Annotated in this window: 22 protein-coding genes; 14 read left to right on the top strand and 8 right to left on the bottom strand. The window is 72.5% G+C overall.

Annotated elements, in window-relative coordinates; all coding sequences use genetic code 11:
• Positions 1–58 precede the first annotated feature (58 nt).
• Both Q8791_RS20400 and Q8791_RS20395 read right to left on the bottom strand, forming a co-directional pair.
• Positions 59–1,591, bottom strand: a complete 1,533-nt coding sequence (locus Q8791_RS20400; protein WP_330093359.1) for a serine hydrolase domain-containing protein — start codon at positions 1,589–1,591, stop codon at positions 59–61.
• Positions 1,592–1,869: 278 nt separating this feature from the next.
• On the bottom strand, positions 1,870–3,108 hold the full coding sequence (locus tag Q8791_RS20395; RefSeq protein WP_330093358.1) for a serine hydrolase domain-containing protein: 1,239 nt from the start codon (positions 3,106–3,108) through the stop codon (positions 1,870–1,872).
• A 608-nt stretch (positions 3,109–3,716) separates the two neighbouring features.
• Here Q8791_RS20395 and Q8791_RS20390 point away from each other — a divergent pair.
• The 8 genes from Q8791_RS20390 (at position 3,717) to Q8791_RS20355 (ending at position 10,522) form a co-directional block, all read left to right on the top strand.
• Positions 3,717–4,553 (top strand): alpha/beta fold hydrolase, encoded by an 837-nt coding sequence (locus tag Q8791_RS20390; RefSeq protein WP_330093357.1) that lies wholly within the window; start codon positions 3,717–3,719, stop codon positions 4,551–4,553.
• A 517-nt stretch (positions 4,554–5,070) separates the two neighbouring features.
• Positions 5,071–5,508: a hypothetical protein gene (locus tag Q8791_RS20385; RefSeq protein WP_330093356.1), complete on the top strand. Its 438-nt coding sequence runs from the start codon at positions 5,071–5,073 to the stop codon at positions 5,506–5,508.
• A 449-nt stretch (positions 5,509–5,957) separates the two neighbouring features.
• Entirely contained in the window at positions 5,958–6,104 is a 147-nt protein-coding gene (locus Q8791_RS20380; protein WP_330093355.1) for a hypothetical protein, read from the top strand.
• Positions 6,101–6,904, top strand: a complete 804-nt coding sequence (locus tag Q8791_RS20375; protein ID WP_330093354.1) for an ABC transporter ATP-binding protein — start codon at positions 6,101–6,103, stop codon at positions 6,902–6,904. Before Q8791_RS20380 ends, Q8791_RS20375 begins: the two co-directional genes overlap by 4 nt.
• 26 nt (positions 6,905–6,930) lie before the next feature.
• Positions 6,931–7,764, top strand: a complete 834-nt coding sequence (locus Q8791_RS20370; protein WP_330093353.1) for an ABC transporter permease — start codon at positions 6,931–6,933, stop codon at positions 7,762–7,764.
• A gap of 23 nt (positions 7,765–7,787) precedes the next feature.
• Positions 7,788–8,906: an ABC transporter substrate-binding protein gene (locus tag Q8791_RS20365; protein ID WP_330093352.1), complete on the top strand. Its 1,119-nt coding sequence runs from the start codon at positions 7,788–7,790 to the stop codon at positions 8,904–8,906.
• A 143-nt stretch (positions 8,907–9,049) separates the two neighbouring features.
• Positions 9,050–10,120 carry an LLM class flavin-dependent oxidoreductase gene (locus Q8791_RS20360; protein ID WP_330093351.1) on the top strand — a complete coding sequence of 357 codons (1,071 nt, stop codon included), beginning with the start codon at positions 9,050–9,052 and terminating at the stop codon, positions 10,118–10,120.
• Between the two features lie 150 nt (positions 10,121–10,270).
• A complete protein-coding gene (locus tag Q8791_RS20355) occupies positions 10,271–10,522 on the top strand; it encodes a DUF2795 domain-containing protein (protein ID WP_330093350.1) in 252 nt (83 codons plus the stop codon).
• 4 nt (positions 10,523–10,526) lie between these two features.
• Here Q8791_RS20355 and Q8791_RS20350 read toward each other — a convergent pair whose 3' ends face one another.
• Positions 10,527–11,477 (bottom strand): fatty acid desaturase family protein, encoded by a 951-nt coding sequence (locus tag Q8791_RS20350; protein ID WP_330093436.1) that lies wholly within the window; start codon positions 11,475–11,477, stop codon positions 10,527–10,529.
• Positions 11,478–11,885: 408 nt separating this feature from the next.
• Between Q8791_RS20350 and Q8791_RS20345 the strand changes: the two genes are divergently transcribed.
• A complete protein-coding gene (locus tag Q8791_RS20345) occupies positions 11,886–12,785 on the top strand; it encodes an aminoglycoside phosphotransferase family protein (protein WP_330093349.1) in 900 nt (299 codons plus the stop codon).
• Between the two features lie 62 nt (positions 12,786–12,847).
• Here the strand turns inward: Q8791_RS20345 and Q8791_RS20340 are convergent, their stop codons facing one another.
• Together Q8791_RS20340 and Q8791_RS20335 are read right to left on the bottom strand one after the other, a co-directional pair.
• On the bottom strand, positions 12,848–13,105 hold the full coding sequence (locus tag Q8791_RS20340; protein WP_330093348.1) for a type II toxin-antitoxin system RelE family toxin: 258 nt from the start codon (positions 13,103–13,105) through the stop codon (positions 12,848–12,850).
• Positions 13,102–13,368, bottom strand: a complete 267-nt coding sequence (locus Q8791_RS20335) for a type II toxin-antitoxin system prevent-host-death family antitoxin (protein ID WP_330093347.1) — start codon at positions 13,366–13,368, stop codon at positions 13,102–13,104. The genes Q8791_RS20340 and Q8791_RS20335 overlap by 4 nt, the downstream gene beginning before the upstream one ends.
• Before the next feature lie 177 nt (positions 13,369–13,545).
• On the opposite strand from Q8791_RS20335, the gene Q8791_RS20330 reads away from it, so the two are divergent.
• Complete coding sequence (locus tag Q8791_RS20330; protein ID WP_330093346.1) at positions 13,546–15,039, top strand: PucR family transcriptional regulator; 1,494 nt, start codon at positions 13,546–13,548, stop codon at positions 15,037–15,039.
• Between the two features lie 233 nt (positions 15,040–15,272).
• A complete protein-coding gene (locus Q8791_RS20325; protein WP_330093345.1) occupies positions 15,273–16,583 on the top strand; it encodes an MFS transporter in 1,311 nt (436 codons plus the stop codon).
• A gap of 67 nt (positions 16,584–16,650) precedes the next feature.
• On the opposite strand, the gene Q8791_RS20320 is transcribed toward Q8791_RS20325, so the two are convergent.
• Positions 16,651–17,529, bottom strand: a complete 879-nt coding sequence (locus tag Q8791_RS20320; RefSeq protein ID WP_330093344.1) for an alpha/beta fold hydrolase — start codon at positions 17,527–17,529, stop codon at positions 16,651–16,653.
• A 229-nt stretch (positions 17,530–17,758) separates the two neighbouring features.
• Here Q8791_RS20320 and nhaA point away from each other — a divergent pair, with 229 nt between their 5' ends.
• From nhaA to Q8791_RS20305, 3 genes are all read left to right on the top strand, one after another.
• Positions 17,759–19,030: a Na+/H+ antiporter NhaA gene (nhaA, locus tag Q8791_RS20315; RefSeq protein WP_330093343.1), complete on the top strand. Its 1,272-nt coding sequence runs from the start codon at positions 17,759–17,761 to the stop codon at positions 19,028–19,030.
• A gap of 270 nt (positions 19,031–19,300) precedes the next feature.
• Positions 19,301–19,504, top strand: a complete 204-nt coding sequence (locus Q8791_RS20310; RefSeq protein ID WP_267947035.1) for a cold-shock protein — start codon at positions 19,301–19,303, stop codon at positions 19,502–19,504.
• 269 nt (positions 19,505–19,773) lie between these two features.
• Entirely contained in the window at positions 19,774–21,189 is a 1,416-nt protein-coding gene (locus tag Q8791_RS20305; protein ID WP_407942029.1) for a DEAD/DEAH box helicase, read from the top strand.
• A 98-nt stretch (positions 21,190–21,287) separates the two neighbouring features.
• Here the strand turns inward: Q8791_RS20305 and atzF are convergent, their stop codons facing one another.
• Both atzF and uca read right to left on the bottom strand, forming a co-directional pair.
• Positions 21,288–22,985: an allophanate hydrolase gene (gene atzF / locus Q8791_RS20300; protein WP_330093341.1), complete on the bottom strand. Its 1,698-nt coding sequence runs from the start codon at positions 22,983–22,985 to the stop codon at positions 21,288–21,290.
• Positions 22,985–26,635 carry an urea carboxylase gene (gene uca / locus Q8791_RS20295; RefSeq protein ID WP_330093340.1) on the bottom strand — a complete coding sequence of 1,217 codons (3,651 nt, stop codon included), beginning with the start codon at positions 26,633–26,635 and terminating at the stop codon, positions 22,985–22,987. The genes atzF and uca overlap by 1 nt, the downstream gene beginning before the upstream one ends.
• Between the last annotated feature and the right edge of the window lie 44 nt (positions 26,636–26,679).

The raw sequence follows: 26,679 nt of genomic DNA, 5'->3' as shown, positions 1-26,679 counted from the left end.
GGGCAGTCCCCGACGCCCCCGCCCGCCCGGGCTCAGCCCCGGGGTGCGCTCCCTCGTGTCAGGACGCCGGGGAGCCCTGAACGGTCCGGTCCCTGGAGGAGTCCTGCGCGGGAGCGGCGTTCCGGGCGCGAACGGCGCCCCACGTCCACAGCACTGCGGAGGCGGCGCCGGCCGCCGCGGCGACGGCGAGGGAGAGGGCGACGTCGGGCAGCCAGGCCAGGGCGCCGTCGACACCCGCCCGGGAGAGGAAGACCGCTCCGGCCGCGACGGGGAGCAGGCCCAGGACCACCCGGAGCACGGTGGCCGCCGGTGACGGTGCCGGGGCTCCGGCGCGCGCCCGGCGCACCGCCGCGGCCGCCCTGACGGCCGCTGCCAGCATCCACACCGCGAGGCCGGTGGTGGCCGCGACGGCCAGCAGGTACACGGTGCGGGACGGGGCAGATCCGGGTTCGGGGGCGCCCGCGAGCATGGCGGAGGCGCCGAAGAGGACGTCCGTGCTCGCCGCGTCGTGCAGCAGCCCGTGGTTGTTCTGATGCATGACGAGCGCGAGGTCCTGCTCGGGCAGCAGGAGCAGCAAGGCGGAGTAGCCCGGCGCGCCACCGCTGTGCCACACGGCTCCGTCCAGTGGGGCGTCGAGCCCGCCGACGCGCCATCCCAGCCCGTAGCCGATCCCCTCCCCGTCGTTCGTGGTCTGCTCGCTGGTCATCAGCCCGAAGGAGTCCGCCGAGAGGACGTCCCCTCCCTCGCGCAGGTACAGGGAGGCGAGCGCCGCCAGGTCGTCGAGGTCCCCGCCGAGGTAGCCGTACGCCGCGCCGTGGGGGTCCATGCCGGTCGCCACCGGTGCGGTGACCCCCCAGAGCGGGAGGTGCCCCGGGGGCAGGCCGCGGTCGCGGGCCGAGGCGGGATCGGTGACCGCACCGTCCGCGCCCGCCGGTTCCAGGACCGCGCCGCGCACGTGGTCGGCGAAGGACGTGCCGGTGACGGACTCGACCACGGCGGCGAGCACCAGGTAGTTGGCGCTGCTGTAGGCGTACTCCTCGCCGGGCGGTGCGAGGGGGTCGATCCGGTCCAGTGCCCCGAGCCGGTCGGCGGGCCGTGGGCAGTCCCCCCGGCAGTCGGCGACCACGGGCGTCGCCGACGGGGGCAGCCCGGAGGTCTGGGCGAGCAGGTGGCGCACCGTGGTGTCCGGAGCGTGGACGCCTCCGAACCCGAACCCCGGCAGGTGGTCGGTGACCGGGTCGTCCAGTCCGAGTTCGCCGTCCTCGACCAGGGCGAGGACGGCGGTAGCCGTGACGGGCTTGGCGACCGACCCCCACAGGAACGGTGTCTCCGGCGTGACGGGGGCGCCGTCGCCGTCCGTGCCCCACGCCGCCCGGTGGAGGGGCCCGTCGGGTCCCACCACCGCGTAGGACGACCCGGGCGTCCCGGTCTCCTCCATGCGCCTCTGCACGTAGGCGTCGACGGCGGCGTAGGGCTCGTCGTCGGGGGGTTCGGCCGCCGCGGCCGGTGCGCCGCAGACGGAGGCGAGGAGGAGTGCCGCACTGAGGGCGGCGGCGCACAGCGGTGCTGAGCGGGCTGGTCGGCGAGGCATGGGGTCTCCGCGGATCCTTGATAACCGTATGGGCGTATTACTTTAACCATATGTAGATACGGTTATCAAGGCCTGGGGCGGCCCGCCCGGCGCCGGGCCGACGCGGGGGTTCCGCGGCACGGGGAGGCCGGCTCGGCCCGGGGGCGTGGGCCGGCACGGACCCGGAGGACGAGGGGATCCGCGGCCGGTACCCGGACCGGGCGCGCCGGACACGACAGCGCCCGCCGGGTTCCGGCGGGCGCTGTCGTGGTGGATACCGGTTCCGCGACCGGTCGGCCTCAGAAGTAGATCGGGGTGAGGTCCTCCGTCGGCCAGGTCCCGACCTCGTTCACCGCGCCCCACAACCGGGGGTCGATCTCCCCCCAGTTGAGGTCGTCGCCCTCCTTGCGCTGGTTGAAGAGCGCGACGACGGTGTGGCCGTTGCTCCTCGCGAGGAACGTGTAGGTCCCCGGCATGCTGCCGGTGTGCCAGGTGTTCTCCCCGTCGGCGGTCGGACGCACCGACCATCCGAGGCCGTAGTGGGTGGCCCCTCCTCCGGCCTCGGGTGCGGCGAACACCGTGTCGACGGACGCCGGGGTGAGCACCCCGGCCGCCTCGGGGGTGTCGTAGACGGTGCAGAACCGCGCGATGTCGGCCGCGGAGGCGACCCAGCCGCCGTTGCCGAGCTGGATCTCCAGGTTGAACCCGCCGTACGGGTAGGGGACCTGCGCGCCCGACATGTCGACGGCCGACGTGGACGTGTACCGGGAGTTGTAGCGGACCTCGCCGGCCTGGTCCCGGGCGAGGGACCGGCCCGCCCGCATACGCGCGATGTCGACCGCGCCCAGGATGTCGGAGACCACGTAGTCCTCGAAGGACGTCCCCGTGACCGCGGCGATCGCCCGGGAGACCAGCAGGTAGCCGTAGTTGCTGTAGGCGTACGTCGTGCCGGGGGCGTGGTCGAGTGCCGCACCGCTGACGTAGGAGACGACCTCCTCCTCACCCAGCGGCAGGTCCACGCCCATCTCCCGGGAGATCGCGATCGTGCTCCACAGGGGGTCGCCGGAGAGGTCCCTGTCCCACCCGCCCAGGTGCTGCAGCGCCCGCCGGACGGTGACCTCTCCCAGGCGCGGGTCGGCCGTCCCACCGGGCAGGGGCGAGAGGTCGATCAGATCGGCCAGGGGCGCGTCCAGGTCGAGTTCGCCCTCCTGCGCCAGTCGCATCGCCGCCGTCGCGGCGACGGGCTTGCTCAGGCTCGCGATGCGGAAGACGTCGGTCTCACCGGTGGTCGCGACGCTCTCGTCCCCCCACGTGTAGCCGCGCGCGAGGGAGAGCTTCCCGTTGCGCGCCACGGCGAGCGACCCCGCGGTGATACCGCGCGCCTGCATGTAGTCCTTCATCACGTCGTCGAAGTGCGCGAGCGGGGCCACGTCCTCGCCTGTGACTCTCCAGGTGCGCTCGGCGGCCGACGCGCGGGCCGTTCCGAGCGTTCCCGCCGCTGCGACGGCGGCTCCCGCCGTTCCGGTGAGCTTGAGCATTCCGCGCCGTGAGACACCCCCGGAAACTCCGGACGCGGTGCGGGATTCGGCACGGGTGACACTGTGACCTGCAACAGGGGAGAACACACAACCTCCGGGGGAGAACGATGGCGGATATCCGCGCCCGACACACGGGAGCGCCGCCCACCTGGGCGCACGCGTGACACAGAAGGCGCACGGTACCCAGTCCGGACACCAGTGACAAGCGCGAACAAAAGTGCTTTCCACTCATAAAATTTCGGCCTACAGAAAGGAGGGGAAGGCGGCAGCAAATGCCCCTGAAGCGAGTTCTCGCCCGCTGAATTCACCTTCGGTGAGGGACGTGTCGGACGCCGGGAAGCCCCACGGCGGCGCCGGGGACCGGGGCCGCCCGCCGCGCCCGGCAGCGCGGAGGCCACGCCCCGGCGGTGGCCGCGGCCTCCGCGCGGGGCCCGCGTCGCGAGGCGCGGGGGGAACACCGGGGGAACGACCGCAGCGCACTCCTGCGGGCCCGGGCACGGGCACGGGGCCGGAGGCGGAACCGGATCGGCAGGACCGATTCCTTTTCCGGCGGACCGCCGTCACACGGTCGAACGCGACGACGGAACACCAGGATCGGAGCAGGACCCATGACCTCGACCGACAAGAGGAAAACCCCGACCGACTCGGCGGTCGTCTCCCGGGACGGAACACGGATCGCCTTCGAGTGCCTCGGCGAGGGGAGCCCGCTCATCCTGGTCTCCTCGGCCCTGGCCGACCGCAAGGACGCCCGCAAGCTCGCCGGGCTGCTCGCCCGGAGGTTCACCGTGGTCAACTACGACCGGCGCGGCCGGGGGGCGAGCGGCGACGCGGCGTCCTACGCGGTGGAGCGCGAGGTCGAGGACCTCGCGGCGCTCATCGAGCACGTCGGCGGCTCGGCGTCGGTGTTCGGCAGCTCGTCCGGTGCGGTGCTCGCGCTGCGGGCCGCCGTGGCCGGGCTGGACGTCGACCGGCTCGCCCTCTACGAGCCGCCGTTCGTGGTCGCGTCGGACGGGTTCGGCCCTCCGGCGGGGTTCCCCGCACGCGTCGACGCGCTGCTCGCCGAGGGGCGGCGGTCGGACGCGGTGCGGGAGTTCATGACCAGGGCGCAGGGCATGCCCGGGTTCATGGTGAGCATGATGAGGCTGATGCCCCGTGAGTGGGCGAACCTGACCGCGATGGCGCACACCCTGCCCTACGACATCGCGGTGATGGGCGACACCCAGCAGGGGGTGCCGCTGGACGCCGACGCGTGGTCGACCGAGGTGCGGACACTGGTGCTGACGGGCGGCGGGAGCCCGGCCGGTTTCCACCGCGCGGCGGAGGACCTGGCCGGGGTGCTCCCCTCCTCCGAGCACCGCACGCTGCCGGGCCTGAACCACGGCGCGGTGATGATGGCGCCGAAGCGGCTCGCGCCCGCGCTCACGGAGTTCCTGGCCGCCGGTTAGGGCGCGCCCCGGGCACCGGGACCGGGCACCGGGTGGACCACGGTCGCCCCCGGTGCCCGGGGCGGACAGAGCGGTGGTCACCGGCCACCCGGACCCGGCTTCGGACCGGAGGACGGGGTCGCCGGGCGCCCCGGAGCAGCCGTGCAACGAATTCGTTATCTCCGATTCATGGACAACCGGTGATCCCACATTTCATCCCGAGGCCCGAAACACGCCCTGAACTGGCCTTTTTCGAGAACCATGGGAAACGACAATAGAAGAACCCTTTTCCCTAACCTTCGAGCACAGGGGAAGCCCCACCTTTCGACCCATGCCGTCCGACCTGCGAAGCGTCGGGAAACCCGCGCCGCGAGGGGCCTGCGATGCCTTGCCAGGAAGAGAAAAAGTGCCCGAGGGAAGCGCCATGAAGCCCTTCCATAAAGTCGCAGGTGGGAACCGGCGAGAGTCGCGGATTCCCTGTCCGCAAGGTTGCCGCCGCGATGACTATGGGGCTTCTGTGCACTAAAGTCTTCCTACCATGGCGTATTCAGCGAGAAGTCCGTCGTCGGTGACCGCGGCCCGACCAGCCCGCCAGGGTGACACCACCCTGGTCGAGGCGCTGTCGGCACACCTGGGCATCGAACTCGCACCCCGCGAGTTCACCCTGGCGGACGGCACGAGGATCGGCGTCGACTGCGCCGACGAGGGTCGACCGACCCTCCTGGTGCAGTTCTCCCCCCACCAGGGGCCGGTGAAGTCGACCCAGCGCAACAAGGTCATCGCCGACGCCTTCAAACTCGTGTGGCTGCGCGACCACCATTTCCCGGACGCGCACGTCCTGCTGGTGCTCGGTGAACCACTTGCCCGACTGTTCGGGCGCGGCGCCTGGCTGCCCGCTGCGTTCGCCTCCTACCGGATCACCGTCGCCCTGGTCGACGACCGTCACAGAATCCGCACACTCGATATCAGTACGTGATGAACACTTCATAACGTGTTAATCGATCAGCCCTAACGTTCCACGCGTCAAACCCCGCGGGCCGCCGCATTCCGTGCTCCCACCCGCTCTCCAACGAACGTCTCCGGTCCATGGTTCGCCATGTCCGGGGGCAGTCATCCCTGGAGGGTGTTCATGGATGTAGTCCCCGCCGCCGCGCATCCGCGCCTCGCGGGCGCGCCCGCGCGCCGCCGCGCGCCGCACGCACGAGCGCCCCGTCCCCCCGGCGTCGGCGAACCGCCGCCGCACGGAGCCTCTCTCCCCCTCGGGCGCCCCGGCCTCCTCCGCTCCGCGCGGGGCACCGCCGCACCCGTCTCCCCCCGCAGCGGTCCGACCTCCCCGGACGGCGCGCCCCTCCCCGCTCCGGGAAGACCCGCTCACCACGGCGCCACCGTGTGCGATCATCCGATCACGCACCACGAGGAGCAGGCATGAAACCGCCGCTGACCGACCGGTCCACGCACAGCACCGTTCCGCGCACGCCCAATGCGGGCCCGCTCCTCACCCGGACCGGCCACCGCCCCCTCCGCCCGTCGCCCCTCGGGGAGCGGCCGTTCCGGCACGTGGACGCGGCGTGAGCGGCGACCGTATCGAGGTGCGCGGCCTCACCAAGACCTACGAGGGCGCCGACCCGCTCCGACCCGCGCTGCAGAACGTCGACCTGGAGATCCCCCGGGGCCGCTTCGTCAGCCTCATCGGCCCCAGCGGCTGCGGGAAGTCCACCCTGCTGCGGGTCGTCGCCGGGCTCGAGGAGCACGACACCGGCACCGTCTCCGTGTTCGGGTCCACCCCGCAGAACATGGCGGCGGCCAAGGCCGTCGGCCTCGTCCCCCAGACCCCGGCCCTGCTCCCCTGGCTGAACGTGCGGCGCAACGTCTCCCTGCCCTCCCGCGTCAACCGCCGGGCCGGCCGGGGCAGCGAGGACCCGGACCTCCTGCTGCGCATGGTGGGCCTGGACGACTCCGCCCGCAAGTACCCCCACGAGCTCTCCGGCGGGATGAGGCAGCGCGTCGCCATCGCCCGCGCCTTCGGCATCCGCCCCGACCTGCTGCTGATGGACGAGCCCTTCTCCGCCCTGGACGAGTTCACCCGCGAGGCGCTCCAGCTGCAGCTCCTCGGCCTGTGGGAGCGCATGTCCACGACAGTCCTGTTCGTCACCCACTCGGTGCGCGAGGCGGTCACCCTCTCCGACACGGTCGTGGTGATGTCCGCCCGGCCCGGCCGGGTGCACGAGGTGCTGCACGTGGACCTGCCGCGTCCGCGCGACCGCGACGTCGTGACCGGACCGCACATGCACGTCCTGGAGGACAGGGTGCGCGCATCCCTCCAGACCGCCTGGGAGGCCGGAGCCGCCCCCGACGACCTCATCCCCCTGTGAGCACCGTCCTGAGAGGAGGAACGGCCATGGCCACCGAAACCCCCGTCCGTCCCCGTCCCGACCGCGAGGAGGGCCCGGGCCGTCCCGCAGCACGCGTGCGCCGCGACCTGTTCGGGGTCGGGCTGTGGCTGCCCGCCACCGTGGCCGTGCTGATCTGCGGCTTCGCCTGGACGGCGGTCGCCGAGGACCAGCCCTACCTGCTCCCCCTGCTCCCGGAGGTGGGCGGGGTGCTGGTGGGCGACCCCCTCCTGTTCCTCAGCAACGCGTGGTCCACGCTCCAGATCGCCCTCCTGGGCGTGGGCTTCGGCGCGGGGACGGCGTTCGTCCTCGCCCTGGTGATGTCGGAGGCGCCGGTGGTGCGGCGCGCGATCATGCCGCTGGCCGTGGTGCTGAACGTGACCCCGGTCGTCGCCCTCGCCCCCGCCCTGGTGGTCGCGTTCGGCTTCGGCATGGCGCCCAAGGTGATCGTGACCGCGATCATCACCTTCTTCCCGGTGCTCATCAACATGACGACCGGCCTGCGGTCGGTGCCCTCGCCCGTCCTGCACGTGTTCTCGACCCTGCACGCCTCCCGCCTCGAGGTGCTGCTCAGGCTGCGCGTCCCCAGCAGCCTCCCCTACGCCCTCGCCGCACTGCGGGTGGTGTTCCCCCTGTCCATCGTGGGCGCCGTGGTCGCGGAGTTCGTCGCGGCCGGGTCCTCCAGTGGCCTCGGCACGATGATCCGCACCTCGGCCGCGACCGCCCGGTTGGAGTACGTCTACGCGGCCATCGCCTGTCTGGCCGCCATGGGCGTGCTGATGCTCGCACTCATCACCGTCCTCGAACGACGACTGCTGTTCTGGCACGAGTCGCAGCAGTGACCCACACACCCGAAGGAGCCCTCGTGGCACTCCCCCCCGTCTCCCTCCCCCGTCCCCGGATCCGACGCATACGCCCCCTCGCGGCCGCGACCCTCACCTCGGCCGTCCTCCTCGCCACCGCCTGCGCGGGCGAGGACGCGTCCGAGGAACCGACCGGTGTGGCCTCTGTGATCGACGACGAGCGATGCGAGACCAACCGTGCCGCCGGGACCGTCACCTACATCACCGGCTACCAGTACCAGGCCTCCGTGAGCATCCTGGAGGCCGTGGCCGCCGACGCGCTCGGCTTCTTCGACGCCGTCTGCATCGACGTCGAGATCCAGCCGGGCACCGGCGACACGATCGGCAACTCCCAGCTGGTCTCCGCCGGGACGGCGCACTTCACGTCCCTGGGCAACGAGGCCGAGGTCCTCCAGGCCAACGACGCCGGTCACGACGTCATCGGCATCTCCACGTACGGGCACGTCCCCATCGCCACCCTGCTGACGGGCACCGACATCGCGGAGCTCGGCGACCTGGAGGGCACCACCCTGGGCCACAAGGGCATGCTGCCCGCCCCGTTGGAGGCGATGCTCGTCGCCGACGGCGTCGACCTCGACGCCGTCGAGATCGTGGAGGTCGGCTACGACCCCAGCGTCCTGCCCCGCGACCAGGTACAGGCCCTGACCGGGTTCCGGTCCAACGAGCCGTTCCTGCTCGCCGACATGGACGAGGAGTACAACGAGTGGCTGCCCGAGGACTACGGGGTCGTCGGCTCGTTCGGTGTGATGGCCACGCACCCCGAATGGGCCGAGGAGAACCCGACCGTGGTCGAGGACTACCTCCGTGCGATCGCCCAGGCGTTCTCGTACTGCCAGGAGAACGGTGAGGAGTGCGTCGGCTACGCCGCCGAGCTGGCGGAGTCCGGGTACGACGTCGACCACAACCTGCGCGTGTGGAACGCCGAGCACGAACTGGTGACCTCGTCCACCCCCGACGACGCACCGCCCGGATACATCGACCTCAACCTCACCGAGGCCGAGGGGGAGACGCTGGTGGACAACGGTCAGCTGGACACGCTCCCCGACCTCGAGCCCCTGTTCGACCCCCGTTACCTGGAAGCCGTGCACGTCGCCACCGAGGTGTCCTGGCCGGCCGAGTAGCGCCCACGAGCAGGACCCGCCGCACGTGCGAGCGGTCGGCGCCTCCCTCCCCCGGAGGGGCGGCGCCGGCCGCGCGGGCGGCACACGCAGAACCCGAAACGGCGGCGCGACGAAGCGCCGCCAGAGACCGAGGAGCCCACAGGATGGCAGCACCAGGCGGCGCCCCGACCGCCGACACCGAGTACGGGATCTTCCTGCCCATCGGCAACGGGGGCTGGATCGTGTCGGAGACGGCACCGCATCCGCAGGCCACGTACGAGTACAACAAGAAGGCCGCGATCCTCGCCGAGGCACACGGACTCGACTTCGTCATGTCCATGGGCAAGTGGCGCGGATACGACGGGGCAACCGACCACTGGGGGCGCACCCTGGAGTCCATGACGATGATGTCGGGGCTCGCCGAGGCGACCGAGCGCGTCAAGGTGTGGGCGACCATCCACACGAACCTGTTCCACCCGGCCCTCGCCGCGAAGATGTACACCACCCTGCAGGAGGTCAGCGGGGGCAGGGCCGGGATGAACATCGTCGTGGGCTCCTACGCCGGCGAGTTCGCGCAGATGGGCCTGTGGCGGGACGACCTGGGCCACGCCGACCGGTACCGGTACACGGAGGAGTGGACCAGCGTCCTCAGACGCCTGTGGACGGAGGACTCGGTCACCCACGACGGCGAGTTCTTCCAGCTCGACGACTGCCGCTCCCGGCCGCACCCCGACCCGGCGCCCACCCTCATCAGCGCCGGGCGCTCCGACACGGGGCTCGACTTCCAGGCGCGGCACTGCGACGGGTCGTTCCTGACCGCGCAGGACCTGCCCGGCCTGCGCGAGGCCAGCCTGGACGTGAAGGCGAGGGCGGACAAGAAGGGCCGGAGCATCCGGACCTACTCGATGCTCACCGTCATCATGGACGAGACGGACGCCGCCGCCGAGGAGCGGCGGCTGACGTACGGCCGGGGCGCCGACGTGGACGCGATCGTCAACATGAAGCTCTCCTGGGGGCTGCCCCTGGACAAGGCCCTGTCCCTGACCTCCGAGCGGCCCGAGGACGAGGCGTTCCAGACCCCGTTCGTCACCGGATCGCCGGAGACGGTGACCGGCCGGATCCGCGAGATGGTCGAGTACGCGGAGCTGGACGGCCTGATGCTGATCTTCCCGGACTACCACACGGACCTGGCGGCGTTCGGCGAGCAGGTCATGCCCCGGCTGCGCCAGGCCTAGCCAGGCGCGCGCCGCGGGAGCCGACCCCGCGATTGGGGCGCTCGGTGACCGGGTAGTCACCACTACGTGACTTCGCGGGTCCGACCGCGTGCCGTGCCCCGCCGGGGCGCGGGCGCGGTCGGGCCCTCTCACGATCCGGGGGGACCGACCATGGGCGTCAAGCGCGGCATCAGCGGGCTACGGCAGATCCTGGACCAGATGGAGTTTCCGGCGGACAAGGACCGGATCGTCGCCCACGCCCTCGAGGCGGGCGGTGACGAGGAGATCGTCAGCGCCCTGCGCGCGATGCCGTCCGCCGACTTCTACGAGCCGGGTGAGGTGCTGCGGGCTGTCCCGCTGCCCGAGTCCGAGAACGCGCGCACCGAGTCGGCGCGGGCCCGCGAGCGCGGTGAGCACCCCTGACCGGTCAGACCCGCGCCTCCGCGCGCAGCGAGGCTCCCGCCCTGTGCATGTGGGTGAGGGCCTCGACGTGTGAGCGGACGAAGCCGGTCTCGTGGTACGGGACACCGATCTCCGCGCAGTAGTCGCGCACCATCGGCTGGGTCCGGCGCAGGTGCGGGCTGGGCATGTTCGGGAACAGGTGGTGCTCGATCTGGTAGTTGAGGCCGCCGAGCGCGATGTCGGTGAACCATCCGCCCCGCACGTTCCGCGAGGTCAGCACCTGCTTGCGGAGGAAGTCGAGCTTCTCGCCCTTCTTCAGGGTGGGCATGCCCTTGTGGTTGGGCGCGAAGATGCAGCCGAGGTAGACGCCGAACAGACCCTGCTGGACCGCGATGAACGCGACGGCCTGGAGGGGTTCGAGGACGACGAACACGGCTCCGAGGTAGAGCGCGAAGTGCGCCGCGAGGAGCACACCCTCCAGGACCCGCTGCTTGGTGCTCGGCCGGAACAGGGCGCGCACACTGCCCACGTGCAGGTTGAGGCCCTCCAGGAGCAGGAGCGGGTAGAAGAGGAAGGCCTGCCAGCGGCCGATGAAGGCGGGCACGCCCTTGGCCGCGTGGGCCTGGTCCTCGGACCACACGAAGATGTCCGGCTGGACGTCGGGGTCGAGCTCCTCGTGGTTGGGGTTGGCGTGGTGCCGGGTGTGCTTGTCCTGCCACCACCCGTAGCCGAGCCCGATCCCCAGGTTGCCCACGATCCGGCCGCACACCTCGCTGATGCGTCGGCTCCGGAAGATCTGGAGGTGGGCCAGCTCGTGGGAGACCAGGCCGACCTGCCCGAAGACGGCGGCCATGGCGACGGCGGTGAGCACCTGCCACCACGTGTCGCCGAGGAGGAAGAAGGCAGCCCACACGCCGACGAAGGACAGTCCGATCAGGGACAGTCGCACGGCGAAGTACACCGGGGTCCGCTCCATCAGCCCGGCTTCCTGGATACGGCGGGACAGCTGGGCGAAGTCACTGCCCCGACGTCGGCCTAGCGTCGTCGCCTCGGCGTCGAGCATGCTCTCTCCCCTGGAAAGGTGAACGGAACACTCTTGTGTTCCAGGTAACAGTAAGCGCGCTCGACCCTCCCGACCATGGCACGGCCATGCTGACTTTTCGGGGTGCGTGCACCCCTGTGCCCCGCACGGGGAGCGTTTATCATCCTTGGCTCCCGATGCCGGACCCCACCCCGCCCCGGCCGGTCCTCGCAGGTCACGGGCTCGCACTGCCGGTTCGGGGTTCCCGGGAGCCCCGACGGGCACGCGGATGCCGGGCGCCGCCCGGCATCCGCCCCGCACCCGGCGGGCGCGACCCTCCGGGCCCCGGTGGATGATGGGCGCATGCGTACTCCCGCCGCCGAAGTCGCCGTCACCGTCGACCTCGTCCGGAGCCTGCTCCGGGAACAGCACCCCGACCTGGCCGGGCTCCCCCTGACACTCCACTCCAGCGGCTGGGACAACGTCATCCTGCGCCTGGGGGACGATCTGGCCGTGCGGATCCCCCGTCGCGGAAGCGCCGCCGCACTGGCCGCCAACGAGCAGCGCTGGCTCGGACCGGTCGCCGCGCGCGCCGGAGTCCCGGTCCCCGCACCCGTGCGCGTCGGACGGCCCGGCTGCGGCTACCCGTGGCCCTGGTCGGTCATCCCGTGGTTCGAGGGCCGCGTCGCCGCCGCACTGCCGGTCCCCGAGCGCGGGCGCCTCGCCGCTCCGCTGGCCGCCTTCACCGCCCGGATGCACGTTCCCGCTCCCGGCGACGCACCGCCCAACCCCGTCCGGGGCGTCCCCCTGGCCTCGCGCGACGCGCGGGTCCGCGAACGGCTGGCGGGCGCTCCGTTCCCGCGCGCGGACGAACTCCTGCCCCTGTGGGAGCGGCTGTCCGCGACCGCCGTCTGGCAGGGCCCGCCGGTGTGGATCCACGGCGACCTGCACCCCGCCAACATCCTCGCGTCGACCGGAGGCGCTCCGGGGCTGGCGGCGGTCCTGGACTTCGGCGACCTGACCTCGGGGGACCCCGCCACCGACCTGGCCGTGGCGTGGATGATGTTCGACGCCCCCGGCCGTGCGGCGTTCCGCGCCGCACGCGAACGGCTCTCCCCCGTCGACCCCGCCACCTGGGACCGCGCCCGCGCCTGGGCGGTCTCCTTCGGGTCGCTCATGGCCTCGCCCTCGACCGACAACCCGCTCCTGGCTGCGGTCGGCGCGCACACCGTCGACCAGGTCCTGTCAGCCTCCGGTCACTGACCGCCAGGTCGCCGGGCATACCGGACCGCACCGCCCCGGGGCGATCCGTGCCGCGGCCCGGATCACTCGCAGACGCCGGAGCGGTGCCCCACATGGACGACCCAGACGATCAGCTCGCCCCTCTCCACCGTGTAGATCACCCGGTAGTCACCCACACGGAGACGACGCACGTCCGGGTCACCGACCAGGGCGGTGCTGCCGAAGCCCAGTGGATCGGTCTCCAGTTCGGTGAGCTTGCGGAACACCGTCATCGCGACGTTGCGGGGCAGCTTTCGGAGTTCGGCCCGCGCTTCGGGCCGAAAGACGGTCCGATAGCTCACTCGGGCCCCTCCAGGATCTCGGCCATCACCTGTTCCATGGGAATGCCGGGAGCGGGATTGGCCATGCGTTCGTTGACCATGCGCATGACCTCCTGCTCCTCCAACTGCTGGTAGCGGCGCAGCATGTCGATGGGAACGACGGCGGCGACCTCCCGCCCCCGTCTGGTGATCACGGTGGGCGAGTCGTCTCTGTCCGCGCGGTCGACCACGTCGGCGATGTGGTCGCGCACCTGGCGAATGGACTCCACCTGCATCTCACTCATGGAACCAATGGTACACATGGCACCGTTGGCACACGTGTCCCACGGAGACGGCGGTCGGCGCGCACACCGTCGACCAGGTCCTGTCAGCCTCCGGTCACTGACCGCCAGGTCACCGGGCATACCGGACGAAGGCGCACAATGGTCTTCACCAGTGCGTACCGACCCCCGGAGTGGAACGTGAGCAAGACCGGACTGACCGTCAAAGCCCTGATGGAGGCACTCGACGGCGCCGTCCACGGGCTCGTCGCCGCACCCCGTGGGCTCGGCGGGCTCGTGCGGACGGCGGTCGTGGCCGACGAGGACGGCACCGTCCCCCCTGCGGCCCTGGTCGTCATCCCCTCCGGCGCGACCGCGCTCGCCGTGCGGGCCGAGCGGCAGGGCGCGAGCGCCGTGGCCGCCACCGGGGACGACGCCGACGGGCTCCGCGACCTCGGCCTGCCCGTCCTGTCCGTGGACCCCTCCATCGGCCCCGACGAGTTCGCCGCCCTGGCCCGGTCCGTCCTGGAGGCCGACCCGACCGAGTCCCGGCACGGCGACCTGTTCTCCCTCGCCCAGACGGTCGCGACGCTGACCGGCGGCATCGTCAGCGTCGAGGACGCCGCGGGACAGGTCCTCGCCTACTCCGCGTCCAGCGAGGGCGCCGACGCACTGCGCAGGCAGACCATCCTCGGCCGGGGCTGCCCCGAGTCGTTCCTGGCGCACATGCGCGAGTGGGGCGTCAACGAGCGCATCTGGGCCGGGGAGGTCGTCGAGGTCGCCGAGCGCCCCGACCTCGGCGCCGCCCGCCGCCTCGTCGTGGGCATCAGGGCCGGCGAACGCGCGCTCGGCACCATCTGGGTCCAGGTCGGCGACCGCCCGCTCGCGCCCGCCAGCGCGCAGGTGCTGCACGGCGCGGCCAGGCTCGCCTCGGTGCACGTCATGCGCGCCAACAGCGGGGCGCGCAGCACGGGGCGGGACACCGAGGAGCTGGCCGTCGGCCTGCTGACCGGCGCCTTCGACACCGACGCGCTCGCACGCCACCTGGGGGCCGACCCCTCCACCCCGGTCTCGGTGGTCGCCCTCGCCCTGCGCGGCCCGGAGGCCGACCTCCCCTGGCGGCTCGACCAGGCGGCGGAGATCACCTCGGTGTACGCGGCGGCCTACCGGAGGGACGCCCTGGTCATCCCCGCCTGCGGACTGCTGTACGTGCTGCTCCCCGCCACCACCGGCCGGTCCCCTGCCGCGTGGACCGGCGAGCTGGTGCAGGTCCTGCGGGACAACCTGGGCACGCCCGTGCAGGCGGCCGTGGCCGGGACCGCCCCGAGGATGCGCGCGGTCCCCTCGCTGAAGAAGGTGGCCAGCCGGACCCTGGACGTCGTCGCGGACCGCCCGGAGCGGCGCGTGACCGCGTTCGAGGAGGTCCGCTCGTCGGTGGTGCTGCGCGACCTGTTCGACACCCTCGCCGACACGCCCCGGCTGCGCGACGACCGCCTCGACGCGCTGGACGGCGAACAGCGCCGCTCGCTGTCCGCGTTCCTGGACGCCTTCGGCGACGTGACGGCGGCGGCCGGGAGGCTGCACGTCCACCCCAACACGCTGCGGCACCGCGTCCGGCGGATCTGCTCGCTGACCGGGCTCGACCTCGACGACGCCGACCAGCGGCTCCTCGCGGCGATCACGCTGAGGGCCTGACCGGGGCACGCCGCATCGCGGTACGGCTCCCGTGGGGTCTCCGCCCGGTCACGGGGGCCGCCCCCCGGCCCTCCCCCGGCCCCTGATTGTCGGAACCGACACCGCTGCGGTGCTCATGTCGTGCGTTCGGACAACGGTGGTGCGCGCCGCGCGGACCTAGGCTCCCGGCCATACTCGCGGTCCTTCCCCCTCGTCGGCCCGCGAAATCCCCGACCCAAGCAGGAGCTCTGGACATGAGCGTGGACACCACGCAGGCGCGGCCGCCGAGGGCCAAGGTCCTCATCGCGAGCCTGACCGGCAGCACGATCGAGTGGTTCGACTTCTTCCTCTACGGCACCGCAGCCGCCCTGATCTTCAACAAGCTGTTCTTCCCGTCGGACGACCCGCTCGTCTCGCTGATGCTGTCGTACCTGACCTTCTCGCTGACGTTCTTCATCCGTCCGCTGGGCGGTGTGGTCTTCTCGCACATCGGCGACCGGATCGGCCGCAAGAAGACCCTGATCATCACGCTCTCCCTCATGGGCGGCGCGACGATGTGCATCGGCCTGCTGCCCACCTACGACAGCATCGGCGTCCTCGCCCCGGTCCTCCTCGTCCTGCTGAGGATCGTCCAGGGCATGGGCATCGGCGGCGAGTGGGGCGGCGCCCTGCTCCTCGCCTACGAGTACGCGCCCAAGGAGCGCCGCGGCTTCTTCGGCAGCGTGCCGCAGATGGGCATCACCCTGGGCATGCTGCTGGCCAGCCTCGCCCTGACCCTCATGTCGCTGCTGCCCGACGCCCAGTTCGAGGCGTGGGGCTGGCGTGTGCCGTTCATCGGCAGCGTCCTGCTGGTGCTCCTGGGCCTGTGGATCCGCTCCGGCATCGACGAGACCCCGTCCTTCCAGAAGGCCAAGGAGGAGGGGAACGTCGCCAAACTGCCCGTCGTGGAGACCTTCCGCTTCCACTGGCGCGCGGTGCTGGTCGCCGTCGGCGCCAAGGTCGTGGAGACCGCGCCGTTCTACATCTTCGGCACCTTCGTGGTCAGCTACGCCACGGGCACGCTGTCCTTCGACAACACGGCCGCCCTCAACGCGGTGACCGCCGGCGCGATCGTCGCGACCGTGTGCATCCCGCTGGCGGGACGCCTCTCGGACACCTTCGGCCGCCAGAGGGTCTACCTGGTCGGCGCGGTCCTCCTGGCGCTGTTCGCCGCCCCGTACTTCCTCATGCTGGGCACCGGCAGCGTGCCCCTGCTGGTCCTGGCCACCGTGATCGGCCTGGGCGTGTTCTGGGCCCCGGTGACCGCGACCATCGGCACCCTGAGCTCGGAGATCTTCTCGACGCGGGTGCGCTACACGGGCGTCACCCTCGGCTACCAGATCGGCGCGGCACTGGCGGGCGGCACCGCGCCGCTGATCGCGACCTGGCTCCTCTCCCGGTTCGACAACTCGTGGGTGCCGATCGCCGTGTACCTGGTGTTCACGGCGCTCATCTCCATCGTCGCCGTGTCCCTGGCCCACCGCGCCTCCAAGGTCGAGCCCGAGAGCTCCGGCGGCCCGGCCTGACCCCGGTCCCGTGAGGGGGGGCGGTTCCGCGCAGGTCGCGGAACCGCCCCCCTTGCGCGTGTCGGGGTCAGTCGACCGAGCGGAGCAGTTCCGCGACGCGCTCCGGCTGCTCGTTCATGGCGAGGTGGCCCGCGCCCTCCATGACGACGACGTCGGCGTCCAGGAAGCGGCGGGCGGGTCCGTGCAGGCGCGCCGGGGAGTAGAAGACGTCGTCGGAGCCGGTGGCCACCACCACCGGGGTGTTCTCCCAGGGGCGCAGGCACTCCAGCGGGAGCGGCCCCGGGGCCAGGCTGGTGCGGCAGTGGCGTCCGACCAGCGTCATCCACGGGGCGAAGGGGTGCGGGCCCTGGGCGACGTAGGCCGGACCGCTCATGAAGTTGAGCAGGCGGGTGCTCTTGTCGTCCCGGGGGCCGATCATCCACGGCAGGGTGGCGCGCATCAGCTCGGACGTCTTGGCCGCCGACGTCAGACCCGCGGGGCCGATCATCACCACGGCGTGGACCAGCGGTGAGGGTTTCGCCGCCAGGGCCACCGCGGAGCCGAGCGAATGCGTGAGCAGGGTGACGGGCCGCGCCGTCAGGAGGGGCAGGACCTCGTCGAACCACGCACCGTACGCCGCCGCACGGTCGCTCCTGGGCCGGACCCCGATGCTGAGGCCGGGCTGGCCGGGCAGGTCGACGAGGGTGACCGGGCGGTCCCCGGCGATGACCCGCGCGGTGTCCACGGACGTCGCGGAGTTGAAGTTGGTCCCGCTGAGGACGAGCACGGGGGTGGCGCCGCCGCCAGGCGCCTGGAAGGCCCGGGTCGGGCCGAGGGAGGTGGCGAGGTCGGGCAGCGCGGTGAGGGCGGGCCAGCCGTCGATGCGCTCCTCGCACCAGGCGCGGACCGCGCGGGCGCCGGCGGCGGAACGGTAGATGTGGGCGCCGTGAGGGCTGGACTCGGACATCGGACACCTGTTGTTTCCGGATAGGCGACAGCTACCGCCGACCAGTCTTCCCGGCACACCTCTGATGAACTGTACTCCACGCGTTCCGGCGCGCCCCCCAGGAACGGACACAGGCCTCTGGAGTGGACATTCACCCCATCTTCGGCGAGCATGGGCGCGGCGTGACCGCGCCTAGGTGTGCCGGGAAGACTGGTCGGCGAGTCCCCGACCCATGCCCGGAGAACCGCACATGAGCCTTGACCCGAACAAGCACACCACGACCGGGGGACCCGTCACGCGTTTCGCGGACGCCCTGCGGAGCGACACCGTCGGCGGCTTCCTCCTCATCGGCGCCGCGCTCGTCGCACTCGTCTGGATCAACTCCCCGATCGGCGCGGTCTACGAGGACCTGCGCGCGATCACCTTCGGCCCCGAGTCGCTGCACCTGAACCTGTCCCTCGAGACCTGGGCCGCCGACGGCCTGCTGGCGGTCTTCTTCTTCGTCGTCGGCAACGAGCTCAAGCAGGAGTTCGTGCACGGCGAGCTGCGCAACCCGCGACGGGCGATGCTGCCGATCGTGGCCGCGATCTGCGGCATGATCGTGCCCGCGTCCATCTACGCGGCGATCAACATCACGTCCCCGGACACGATCCAGGGCTGGGGCATCCCGATGGCGACCGACATCGCCTTCGCCGTCGCGATCCTCGCCGTCGTCGGCCGCGGCCTGCCCCCGGCCCTGCGCACCTTCCTGCTGACCCTGGCGATCGTGGACGACCTCGGTGCGGTGATCGTCATCGCGGTGTTCTACACGTCCGGCATCAACTTCCTGGCGCTGCTGGCCGCCGCCGCCGGCCTGGTGCTGTTCTGGTACCTCCAGCGCGGCAAGGGCCTCGCCGCGAAGCTCAACGCCTCCCCGCTGCCGAACTGGATCGTGTACGTCCCCCTGGCCCTCGCCGTCTGGGGGCTGGTGCACGAGAGCGGCGTGCACGCCACCATCGCCGGCGTGGCCATGGGTCTGCTGATGAGGACCACGAAGCTGCCGGGAGAGGCGCACGACCCCAGCCACGGCGTGGAGCACGTGCTGCGCCCCTGGTCCGCGGGGCTGGCCCTGCCGATCTTCGCGTTCTTCTCCGCGGGCGTGGTCTTCGACGGCGTCGGAGAGGTCCTCGCGGACACCGCGGCCCTGGGCATCATCGCCGGCCTCATCGTGGGCAAGGTGGTCGGCATCGCGGGCGGCTCGTGGCTGACCACGAAGCTCACCCGCGCCGAGCTCAACCCGAGCCTGAAGTGGATCGACATCGTCGGCATGTCCCAGCTCGCGGGCATCGGGTTCACCGTGTCCCTGTTGATCAGCGAACTGTCGTTCGCGGACTCGCCCGAGCACCTGGCCCACGCCAAGACGGGCGTGCTGGTCGCGTCCCTGATCGCGACCCTGCTGGCCTCGGTCGTGCTGGGCGCCCGGTCGCGGCACTACAGGCGACTCATGCGCGCCACGGCCCCCACCGACGCGGCAGGGGGGTGACCCCGGGGCGCGGGGGCGGACACCGTCCAACGCCCACACCGGGACGGTCGATACCGGGTCCGACCGTGCCTTGACACACACGACAATTCCCGCGACACCGAAACCACGGTGTGCTAGGTTCAGTCCAGTTGCAGTTGTGATTCCCGTTGGATTTTGCGTTGTTCGGCCTTCAGGCTGGGTCTTCTTCAGGGTTCGTTATTCGGGTGGTCATCACGGTGACGGGGAAACCGTCAGATCGCGGTTTTCCTTGCCCAGAACGAAGGAGAAAACATGGCTACCGGTACCGTCAAGTGGTTCAACGGTGACAAGGGCTTCGGCTTCATCGAGCAGGACGGCGGCGGCCCCGACGTCTTCGCCCACTACAGCAACATCCAGGCCACCGGCTTCCGCGAGCTCCAGGAGGGGCAGGCCGTGCAGTTCGACGCCACCCAGGGCCCCAAGGGTCTCCAGGCTGAGAACATCACCCTGCTCTGACGGAGCCCCGCGCTCCGGCCGTGACAGAGGCCCGCCCTCCGGGTGCAGGGCCTCTGTCTCTTTTTCATGTTTTTCCTGACCGGTTTTCTGGCCGTCGACTTCCGACAGGCACCGGTCGCACCACCCCACCCCACAGCGTGTTCTCCGCGTGGGCCGTGGAAATCGCAGAATCTTCCGGCGCACCACCGATGCTTCACGTCGAAGCCCCAGAGGCTTCCTCGACCGGCACGCGCCGTCGACGAAAGGCTCGCATGAACCATCCGTCCCGCGTGAACGGACAACGACGTTCCTCCGGAGGCAGTGGCCACGGCGGCTCCTACGGCCGCTCCCGCCCCCACCGACCCTCCGGCCGCCCCTCGGGCGGCGGCGCGCGCTCCGGCCGTCCGGCCGGGGAGTTCGCCCTCCCCGTCTCCACCACCCCGGCGCTCGACCCGGTGTCCACGTTCCAGGAACTGGACATGCCGGCGCCGCTGAAGTCGACCCTGGCCCGCCAGGGCCTGACGACGCCGTCGGCCATCCAGTCCGCGACCCTGCCCAACTCGCTGGCCGGGCGCGACGTCCTGGGCCGCAGCCAGACCGGCTCCGGCAAGACGCTGGCCTTCGGGCTCGCCCTGCTCGCCCGTCTGGACGGGCGGACCGCGCAGCCCCACAAGCCGCTGGCCCTGGTGCTGGCCCCCACCCGTGAGCTGGCCCAGCAGGTGGCCGACTCCCTGGCGCCGTACGCGCGCTCGCTGAAGCTCAACCTGACCACCGTCGTGGGCGGGATGCCGATCTCCCGCCAGGCCCGGGCGCTGCGCCAGGGCGTCGAACTGGTCGTGGCCACCCCGGGGCGCCTGCGCGACCTGGTCGACCGGGGCGACTGCGCCCTGGACCAGGTGGACGTCGCGGTCCTGGACGAGGCCGACCAGATGACCGACATGGGGTTCATGCCCCAGGTCACCGCGATCCTCCAGCAGGTGCCGACCGGCGGCCAGCGGATGCTGTTCTCCGCGACCCTGGACCGCAACGTCGACACCCTGGTCCGCCGCTTCCTGAACGACCCCGTCGTGCACTCGGTGGACCCGACCGCCGGCGCGGTCACCACCATGGAGCACCACGTCCTGCACGTGTCCAACGCCGACAAGCAGGCCACGGCGACGCACATCGCCGCCCGCGACGGCCAGGTGATCATGTTCCTCGACACCAAGCACGCCGTGGACAAGATGGCCAAGCACCTGCTCGCCAACGGCGTGCGGGCGGCGGCCCTGCACGGCGGCCGTTCGCAGCCGCAGCGCACCCGGACCCTCAAGCAGTTCAAGGACGGCACGGTGACCGCGCTGGTGGCGACCAACGTGGCCGCCCGGGGCATCCACATCGACGGCCTGGACCTGGTCGTCAACATCGACCCGCCGACCGACCACAAGGACTACCTGCACCGCGGCGGCCGTACCGCCCGCGCGGGCGAGTCCGGCAACGTGGTCACCCTGGTCCTGCCGAACCAGCGCCGTGAGATGGCACGTCTGATGAGCCGTGCGCAGATCGAGGCGCGCACCGCGCAGATCAGCTCGCAGGACCCGGAGCTGGCCCGGGTGACCGGCGCCCGCACGCCCACGGGCGTTCCGGTGACGCTTCCGGCGGAGCCCCGCCAGGAGGCCTCCCGGTCCAGCAGGCCCCCGTCGCGGGGCAGGCGCCGGCCGCGCCGCTGATCCTGCGCCCCGGTCCCCGGGGCACGGCACCGGTCGTCGAGGAACGGCCCCCTTCCACCTGTGGAAGGGGGCCGTTCCCGTTCCCGTTCCCGGGGCCCTCAGCCCTCCAGGGACCTCCGGTAGGCGAGCCAGCCGCCGTGGTGGCTGATGTCCTCCGCCCCCTCGGCCGCCGCCGGGTCGCACCCGAAGCCGACCACCGTGCGGCCGTCGGCCAGCGTCACCGCGCCCAGGGACATGGGTGAGGGGAGCGCCGCCAGGAACGTCCCGAGGCCCGCGGGGGAGATCCGCCAGACCTCGCAGCGCACGGACGCCCCACCGCCGTCGACGCGGAGCAGACCGGGCTTGGGAGGAACGGTCGGCAGGGCGACCATCCGGTAGTCGTCGCTGGTGGCCTCCTCCGCGACGAACCGGGCGCCCCGGTCGGTGAGCTGGTGGTGCAGCGGCTGCCCGCGCAGGTGGGCGCCGAACACCGCCAGTTCGATGCCGGGCTCCGGGTAGGCCCCTCCCCGCTCCTCGCCGACGAGGTCGGCCGCCAGGTCCAGGGCCACCTGGTCCTCGAACGCGCGGGTGACGACGCTGACCCCGAACGGGTGCCCGTCGGCGGTCCCCGCCGGAACCGCGACCGCCGCCATGTCCAGCAGGTTCACGAAGTTGGTGTAGGTGCCCAGTCGCGAGTTCTCGCCGACCGGGTCGGCGGCGACCTCCGCCAGCGCGGGGTGCCCGACCGTGGTGGGCAGGAGCAGCGCGTCGAAGCCGTCCAGGATCCCCCGGGCCGTCGCCTTGTAGGCGGCCAGCCGGTGCTGGTCGGCGGCGAGGCGGTGGGCGGGGAGGTCCCCGGCGGCCAGGATGATCCCGGCCACGGTGGGGTCGGCGCCCTCGGGGTGCCCGGCCAGGAACCCGCCGACGGCGGCGTGGCGTTCGGCGACGAGCGCCCCGTCGTAGAGCAGCCTGGCCGCCTCCAGCAGCGGGGCCACGTCCACCTCGGCGACCTCCGTCCCGGACTCCCGCAGCACGCCCACAGCGGCGTGGAAGGCCGCGCGCTCGGCCGCGCTGAGCGGTTCGAGCCCCTCCCCCGTGGGCACCGCCACCCTTCCCGGCCCGCGCGGGGCGAGCCTGGCGTCGGCGGGCCAGTCGCGGCTGAAGGGGTCGCCGGCGTCGGGCCCGGTCATCACGGCCAGGGCCGCGCGCCCCGAGGCGAGGTCGCGGGAGAACACGGTGACGCAGTCGTAGGGGCGGGCCGCCGGGACCACCCCCGACGACGGCACCAGGCCGAGCGTGGGTTTGAGACCGACGAGGCCGTGCAGTGCGGCGGGTACGCGCCCCGAACCGGCGGTGTCGGTGCCCAGGGCGATGTCGGCGATCCCCAGGGCGACGGCCACGGCCGAGCCGGAGCTGGACCCCCCGGAGACCCGGTCGGGGTCGAAGGCGTTGCGGACCGCGCCGTAGGGGCTGCGGGTGCCGACCAGACCGGTCGCGAACTGGTCGAGGTTGGTCTTGCCGAGCACGAGCGCGCCCGCGTCCACCAGCCGCGCCACCGCGGGCGCGCTCGCCCCGGGTGTGTACGCGTAGCCGGGGTGGCCGGCGGTGGTGGGCAGGCCCGCCACGTCGATGTTGTCCTTGACCGCCAGGAGCGTCCCTGCCAACGGCAGGTCCTCCCCCGAGGCGAGGCGGTCCTCCAGCGCCTTGGCCTCCACGGCCAGCTCCTGCTCCGGACGCAGGGTGATCCATACCTCGGGCCGGTCGGCCTCGGCGATCCGCAGGTAGGCGGAGCGGACGCGGTCGGTGGGGTGGGGCATCAGGCGGGTTCTCCTTGCGTGATGACGGCGATGGCGCTCCCCGGGTCGAGGTGCTGGCCCGGTCTGACGAGGATGTCCGAGATCCTTCCCGCTCGGGGCGCGCGGACCACGACCTCCAGCTTCATGGCTTCGAGGCGGACCACGGGCTGGCCCTCCTCCACCGTGTCGCCGGGCGCCGCGTCCACCTTCCAGACGGAGGCGGACAGGGGCGCCTCGACCAGGGCGGCGCCGGGCGGCAGGTCGAGCGCGACGGGGGCGACGGGTTCGGGTTCGGGCCGGTCCTCGAACTCGCCCGCGGCCTCCCAGGCCCGGCGTTCGGCCTCGAACGCGGCGGCCTGGCGCCTCTCGAACGCCCCGATGGAACCGGCGTTCTCCGCGAGGAACCGTTCGTGGTCGGCGAGGACGAACTCCCCGTCCCCGATCTCGAGTTCGTGGCGCCCGGCGAGCAGGTCGGCGCGGACGTCGAGGAGTTCCTCGTGGCCGACCGGGTACCAGCTGATCCGGTCGAAGAACCGCAGGAGCCACGGGGTGCCGGGCTCGAACGGGCCGTACTGGCGCAGCCCCGACCAGATGGGGACGGTGCGGCCGATGAGCTGGTAGCCGCCGGGGCTCTCCATGCCGTACACGCACAGGTAGGCGCCTCCGATGCCGACCCCCGCCTCGGGGGTCCAGGTGCGCGCGGGGCTGTACTTGGTGGTGACGAGCCGGTGGCGAGGGTCGAGCGGGGTGGCCGCCGGTGCGCCCAGGTACACGTCTCCCAGGCCCAGGACCAGGTAGGAGGCGTCGAAGACGATGTCCCGGACCTGCCCGACCGAGTCGAGGCCGTTGATGCGGCGGATGAACTCGATGTTGTCGGGGTTCCAGGGGGCGTCGTCGCGCACGCCCGTCCGGTAGCGGGCGACGGCCTCGTGGATGGACGGGTCGTCGAAGGACAGGGGAAGGCGCAGGGTGCGGCTGGGCACCCGCAGCCGGGAGGTGGGCGGCAGGTCGGCCTCGATCTCCCTGAGGAGGCCGAGGAGGGTGCGCAGCGGCAGCACCGCCGGGTCGGTGTGCAGGTGCAGGGACCGCACCCCGGGGGTGACGTCCACGATCCCGGCGGGCGCGGCCCGGTCGAGGGCGGCCATCAGGGCGTGGACACGCAGTCGCAGGCCCAGGTCCAGCTCCATGGGCCCGTACTCGACCAGGACGTTGTCGTGGCCCCCGCGCCGGTAGGTGACCTCGGGCGTGCCCTCGCCCGCCTGGATGCGGCCGAGGACGCCGTCGTCGCCGTCCGAGCCGGTGCCGCGCAGGAGCGGGGCCGCGACCGGCTCGGAGTGCAGCCGTTCGGCTGCGGCCTCCGTGACCGGGTGGAACCGGACGGTGTCGCCGGGGCGGAGCTGTCCGACCTTCCAGCGGGAGCCGGTGACGACCGTGACGGGGCAGACGAACCCGCCCAGGCTGGGGCCGTCGGGGCCCAGGAGGACGGGGGTGTCGCCGGAGAGGTTGACGGCACCGATCGAGTAGGCGGTGTCGTGGACGTTGGAGGGGTGGAGCCCGGCCTGACCGCCGTCCGGTCGGGCCCAGGACTGCTTGGGGCCGGAGAGGCGGACGCCGTTGCGGGCGGACTGCGGGTGAACCTTCCAGGCGGTGGCGTAGAAGGCGGCCAGGCCCTCGCGGGTCAGGAACTCGGGCGCGGCGTGCGGCCCCTCGGACACCTCCACGTCCCAGTGGGCGTTCCTGCCGGCAGCCTCCGGGGAGGGTGCCGTGTCAGGGGAGGCGGCGGCGTGCAGCGGGGCGTCGAAGTCGGGGCGGTCGGCCTCCGGAACAGGGCGGGGGGAGGGCGCCCCTGCCGGGACGGGGGCGGGTCTGAGGACGTCCCCGAGGCGCAGGGCGCGGCCGCTGTGGCCGCCGTACTCCCCGGCCGTGAACGTGGACGCGCTGCCCAGGTACTCGGGCACGTCCAGCCCTCCGCGGACCAGCACGTACGTGCGCATGCCCGGTCCCCGGGCCGGACCGACGTCGAGCAGGCCTCCGGCGGGGACCTCCACAGGCTCCCACTGGGCGACCGGCTCCCCGTCCACCGTGACGTCGGCGGGTGCCCCGGTGACGCACACCGTGGACGGGGCGGAGAACCGCAGGGCCGGGCCCTCCATGGTGCACTCCAGGCCGGGTGCGCCCTCCGGGTTGCCCAGGGCGCGGTTGCCCAGGCGCAGGGACAGGTCGTCCATGGCGCCCGACGGCGGAACGCCGACCTGCCAGTAGCCCGTGCGTCCCGGGAAGTCCTGGACGGTGGTGAGGGTTCCGGCACGCTCCACCCCGACGCGGGGCTCCGGGTCGCCGACCGTGGCACACGTGGCGGTGGTGTGCCCGACCGCGCGGACGTCGGCGTGGCCGGCCAGGGCGCGCAGCAGGCCCAGGTTGGTCTGGAGGCCGTCGACGCGCACCTCCGCGAGGGCGTCGCCGAGCCGGTCGAGTGCGTCGGCGCGGTCGGTGCCGCGCACGACGACCTTGGCGAGCATGGGGTCGTAGTCGCTGGTGACGCGCTGTCCGGCCTCGATCCAGCCGTCCACCCGCACCCCGGGCGGGGTCTCGAAGCGGGTGACCAGACCGGAGCTGGGCCGGAAGTCGTGGGCGGGGTCCTCGGCGTACACGCGGGCCTCGACCGCGTGTCCGGTGCGCACCGGCCCGTCCGGGGGGACGTCGGCGAGGACGTCCTCGCCCCGGGCCAGGCGCAGCATCCACGCGACCAGGTCGACCCCGGTGATCTCCTCGGTCACCGGGTGCTCCACCTGGAGCCGGGTGTTGACCTCCAGGAAGGAGGCCTCGCCGCGTTCGACGTCGTAGACGAACTCCACCGTCCCGGCGCTCCGGTAGGACACGCCCGCGCACAGGTCGCGGGCGGTGCGGTGGAGTTCGGCGCGCAGCGCGTCGGGCAGCCCCGGGGCGGGGGCCTCCTCGACGACCTTCTGGTTGCGGCGCTGGAGGGAGCAGTCGCGGTCCCCCAGGGTGACGACGTTGCCGCGTCCGTCGCCGAACACCTGGACCTCGACGTGGCGGGCACGGGAGACGAAGCGCTCCACGAACACGCCCCCGCCGCCGAAGTGGGTCGCGGCCATCCGGCTGACCTGGTCGAAGGCCGCGCGAAGGGCCTCCTCGTCGGCGCACGGACGCAGACCGATCCCTCCGCCGCCGGAGGTGGACTTGAGGATGACGGGGTAGCCGATGCGCTCGGCCGCGGTGACCGCCTGCTCCACGTCGGGCAGGGTCTCGCTGCCCGCGACCATGGGGAGCCCGGCAGCGGCCGCGGCCTTGCGCGCGGTGTGCTTGTCGCCGAACTCCTCCAGGTGGCGGGGCTCGGGTCCGACGAACACCAGGCCGGCGGCCTCGACGGCGTGGGCGAACTCCGCGCTCTCGGACAGGAACCCGTAACCGGGGTGTACGGCCCCCGCCCCGGTCGCCGAGGCCGCCGCCAGAACGCGTTCGACGTCGAGGTAGCTCTCGGCGGCCGGGGCCGGTCCGAGCCGCACGGCCTCGTCGGCGAGCCGGGTGTGGAGGGCGCCCGCGTCGGCGTCGGAGTACACCGCCACGGTGCGCAGGCCGAGTTCACGGGCGGAGCGGATGATGCGGCAGGCGATCTCGCCGCGGTTGGCGACGAGCACGGAGTCGAACACGGTGGCTCTCCTTGGTCCGATGATCAGTGCGGCGGGGCGTGGTG

Source organism: Nocardiopsis codii (assembly GCF_036327455.1).
Lineage (GTDB): Bacteria > Actinomycetota > Actinomycetes > Streptosporangiales > Streptosporangiaceae > Nocardiopsis > Nocardiopsis codii.
Note: the sequence above shows the minus strand (reverse complement) of the source record. Positions and strands in the feature narration are given on the sequence as shown.

Bases quoted from the DNA above. Each gene is read 5' to 3' on its own strand.
- Q8791_RS20400 (WP_330093359.1), bottom strand. From the start codon at position 1,591: ATGCCTCGCCGACCAGCCCGCTCAGCACCGCTGTGCGCCGCCGCCCTC.
- Q8791_RS20395 (WP_330093358.1), bottom strand. From the start codon at position 3,108: ATGCTCAAGCTCACCGGAACGGCGGGAGCCGCCGTCGCAGCGGCGGGA.
- Q8791_RS20390 (WP_330093357.1), top strand. From the start codon at position 3,717: ATGACCTCGACCGACAAGAGGAAAACCCCGACCGACTCGGCGGTCGTC.
- Q8791_RS20385 (WP_330093356.1), top strand. From the start codon at position 5,071: ATGGCGTATTCAGCGAGAAGTCCGTCGTCGGTGACCGCGGCCCGACCA.
- Q8791_RS20380 (WP_330093355.1), top strand. From the start codon at position 5,958: ATGAAACCGCCGCTGACCGACCGGTCCACGCACAGCACCGTTCCGCGC.
- Q8791_RS20370 (WP_330093353.1), top strand. From the start codon at position 6,931: ATGGCCACCGAAACCCCCGTCCGTCCCCGTCCCGACCGCGAGGAGGGC.
- Q8791_RS20360 (WP_330093351.1), top strand. From the start codon at position 9,050: ATGGCAGCACCAGGCGGCGCCCCGACCGCCGACACCGAGTACGGGATC.
- Q8791_RS20355 (WP_330093350.1), top strand. From the start codon at position 10,271: ATGGGCGTCAAGCGCGGCATCAGCGGGCTACGGCAGATCCTGGACCAG.
- Q8791_RS20350 (WP_330093436.1), bottom strand. From the start codon at position 11,477: ATGGAGCGGACCCCGGTGTACTTCGCCGTGCGACTGTCCCTGATCGGA.
- Q8791_RS20345 (WP_330093349.1), top strand. From the start codon at position 11,886: ATGCGTACTCCCGCCGCCGAAGTCGCCGTCACCGTCGACCTCGTCCGG.
- Q8791_RS20335 (WP_330093347.1), bottom strand. From the start codon at position 13,368: ATGAGTGAGATGCAGGTGGAGTCCATTCGCCAGGTGCGCGACCACATC.
- Q8791_RS20325 (WP_330093345.1), top strand. From the start codon at position 15,273: ATGAGCGTGGACACCACGCAGGCGCGGCCGCCGAGGGCCAAGGTCCTC.
- Q8791_RS20320 (WP_330093344.1), bottom strand. From the start codon at position 17,529: ATGTCCGAGTCCAGCCCTCACGGCGCCCACATCTACCGTTCCGCCGCC.
- nhaA (WP_330093343.1), top strand. From the start codon at position 17,759: ATGAGCCTTGACCCGAACAAGCACACCACGACCGGGGGACCCGTCACG.
- Q8791_RS20310 (WP_267947035.1), top strand. From the start codon at position 19,301: ATGGCTACCGGTACCGTCAAGTGGTTCAACGGTGACAAGGGCTTCGGC.
- atzF (WP_330093341.1), bottom strand. From the start codon at position 22,985: ATGCCCCACCCCACCGACCGCGTCCGCTCCGCCTACCTGCGGATCGCC.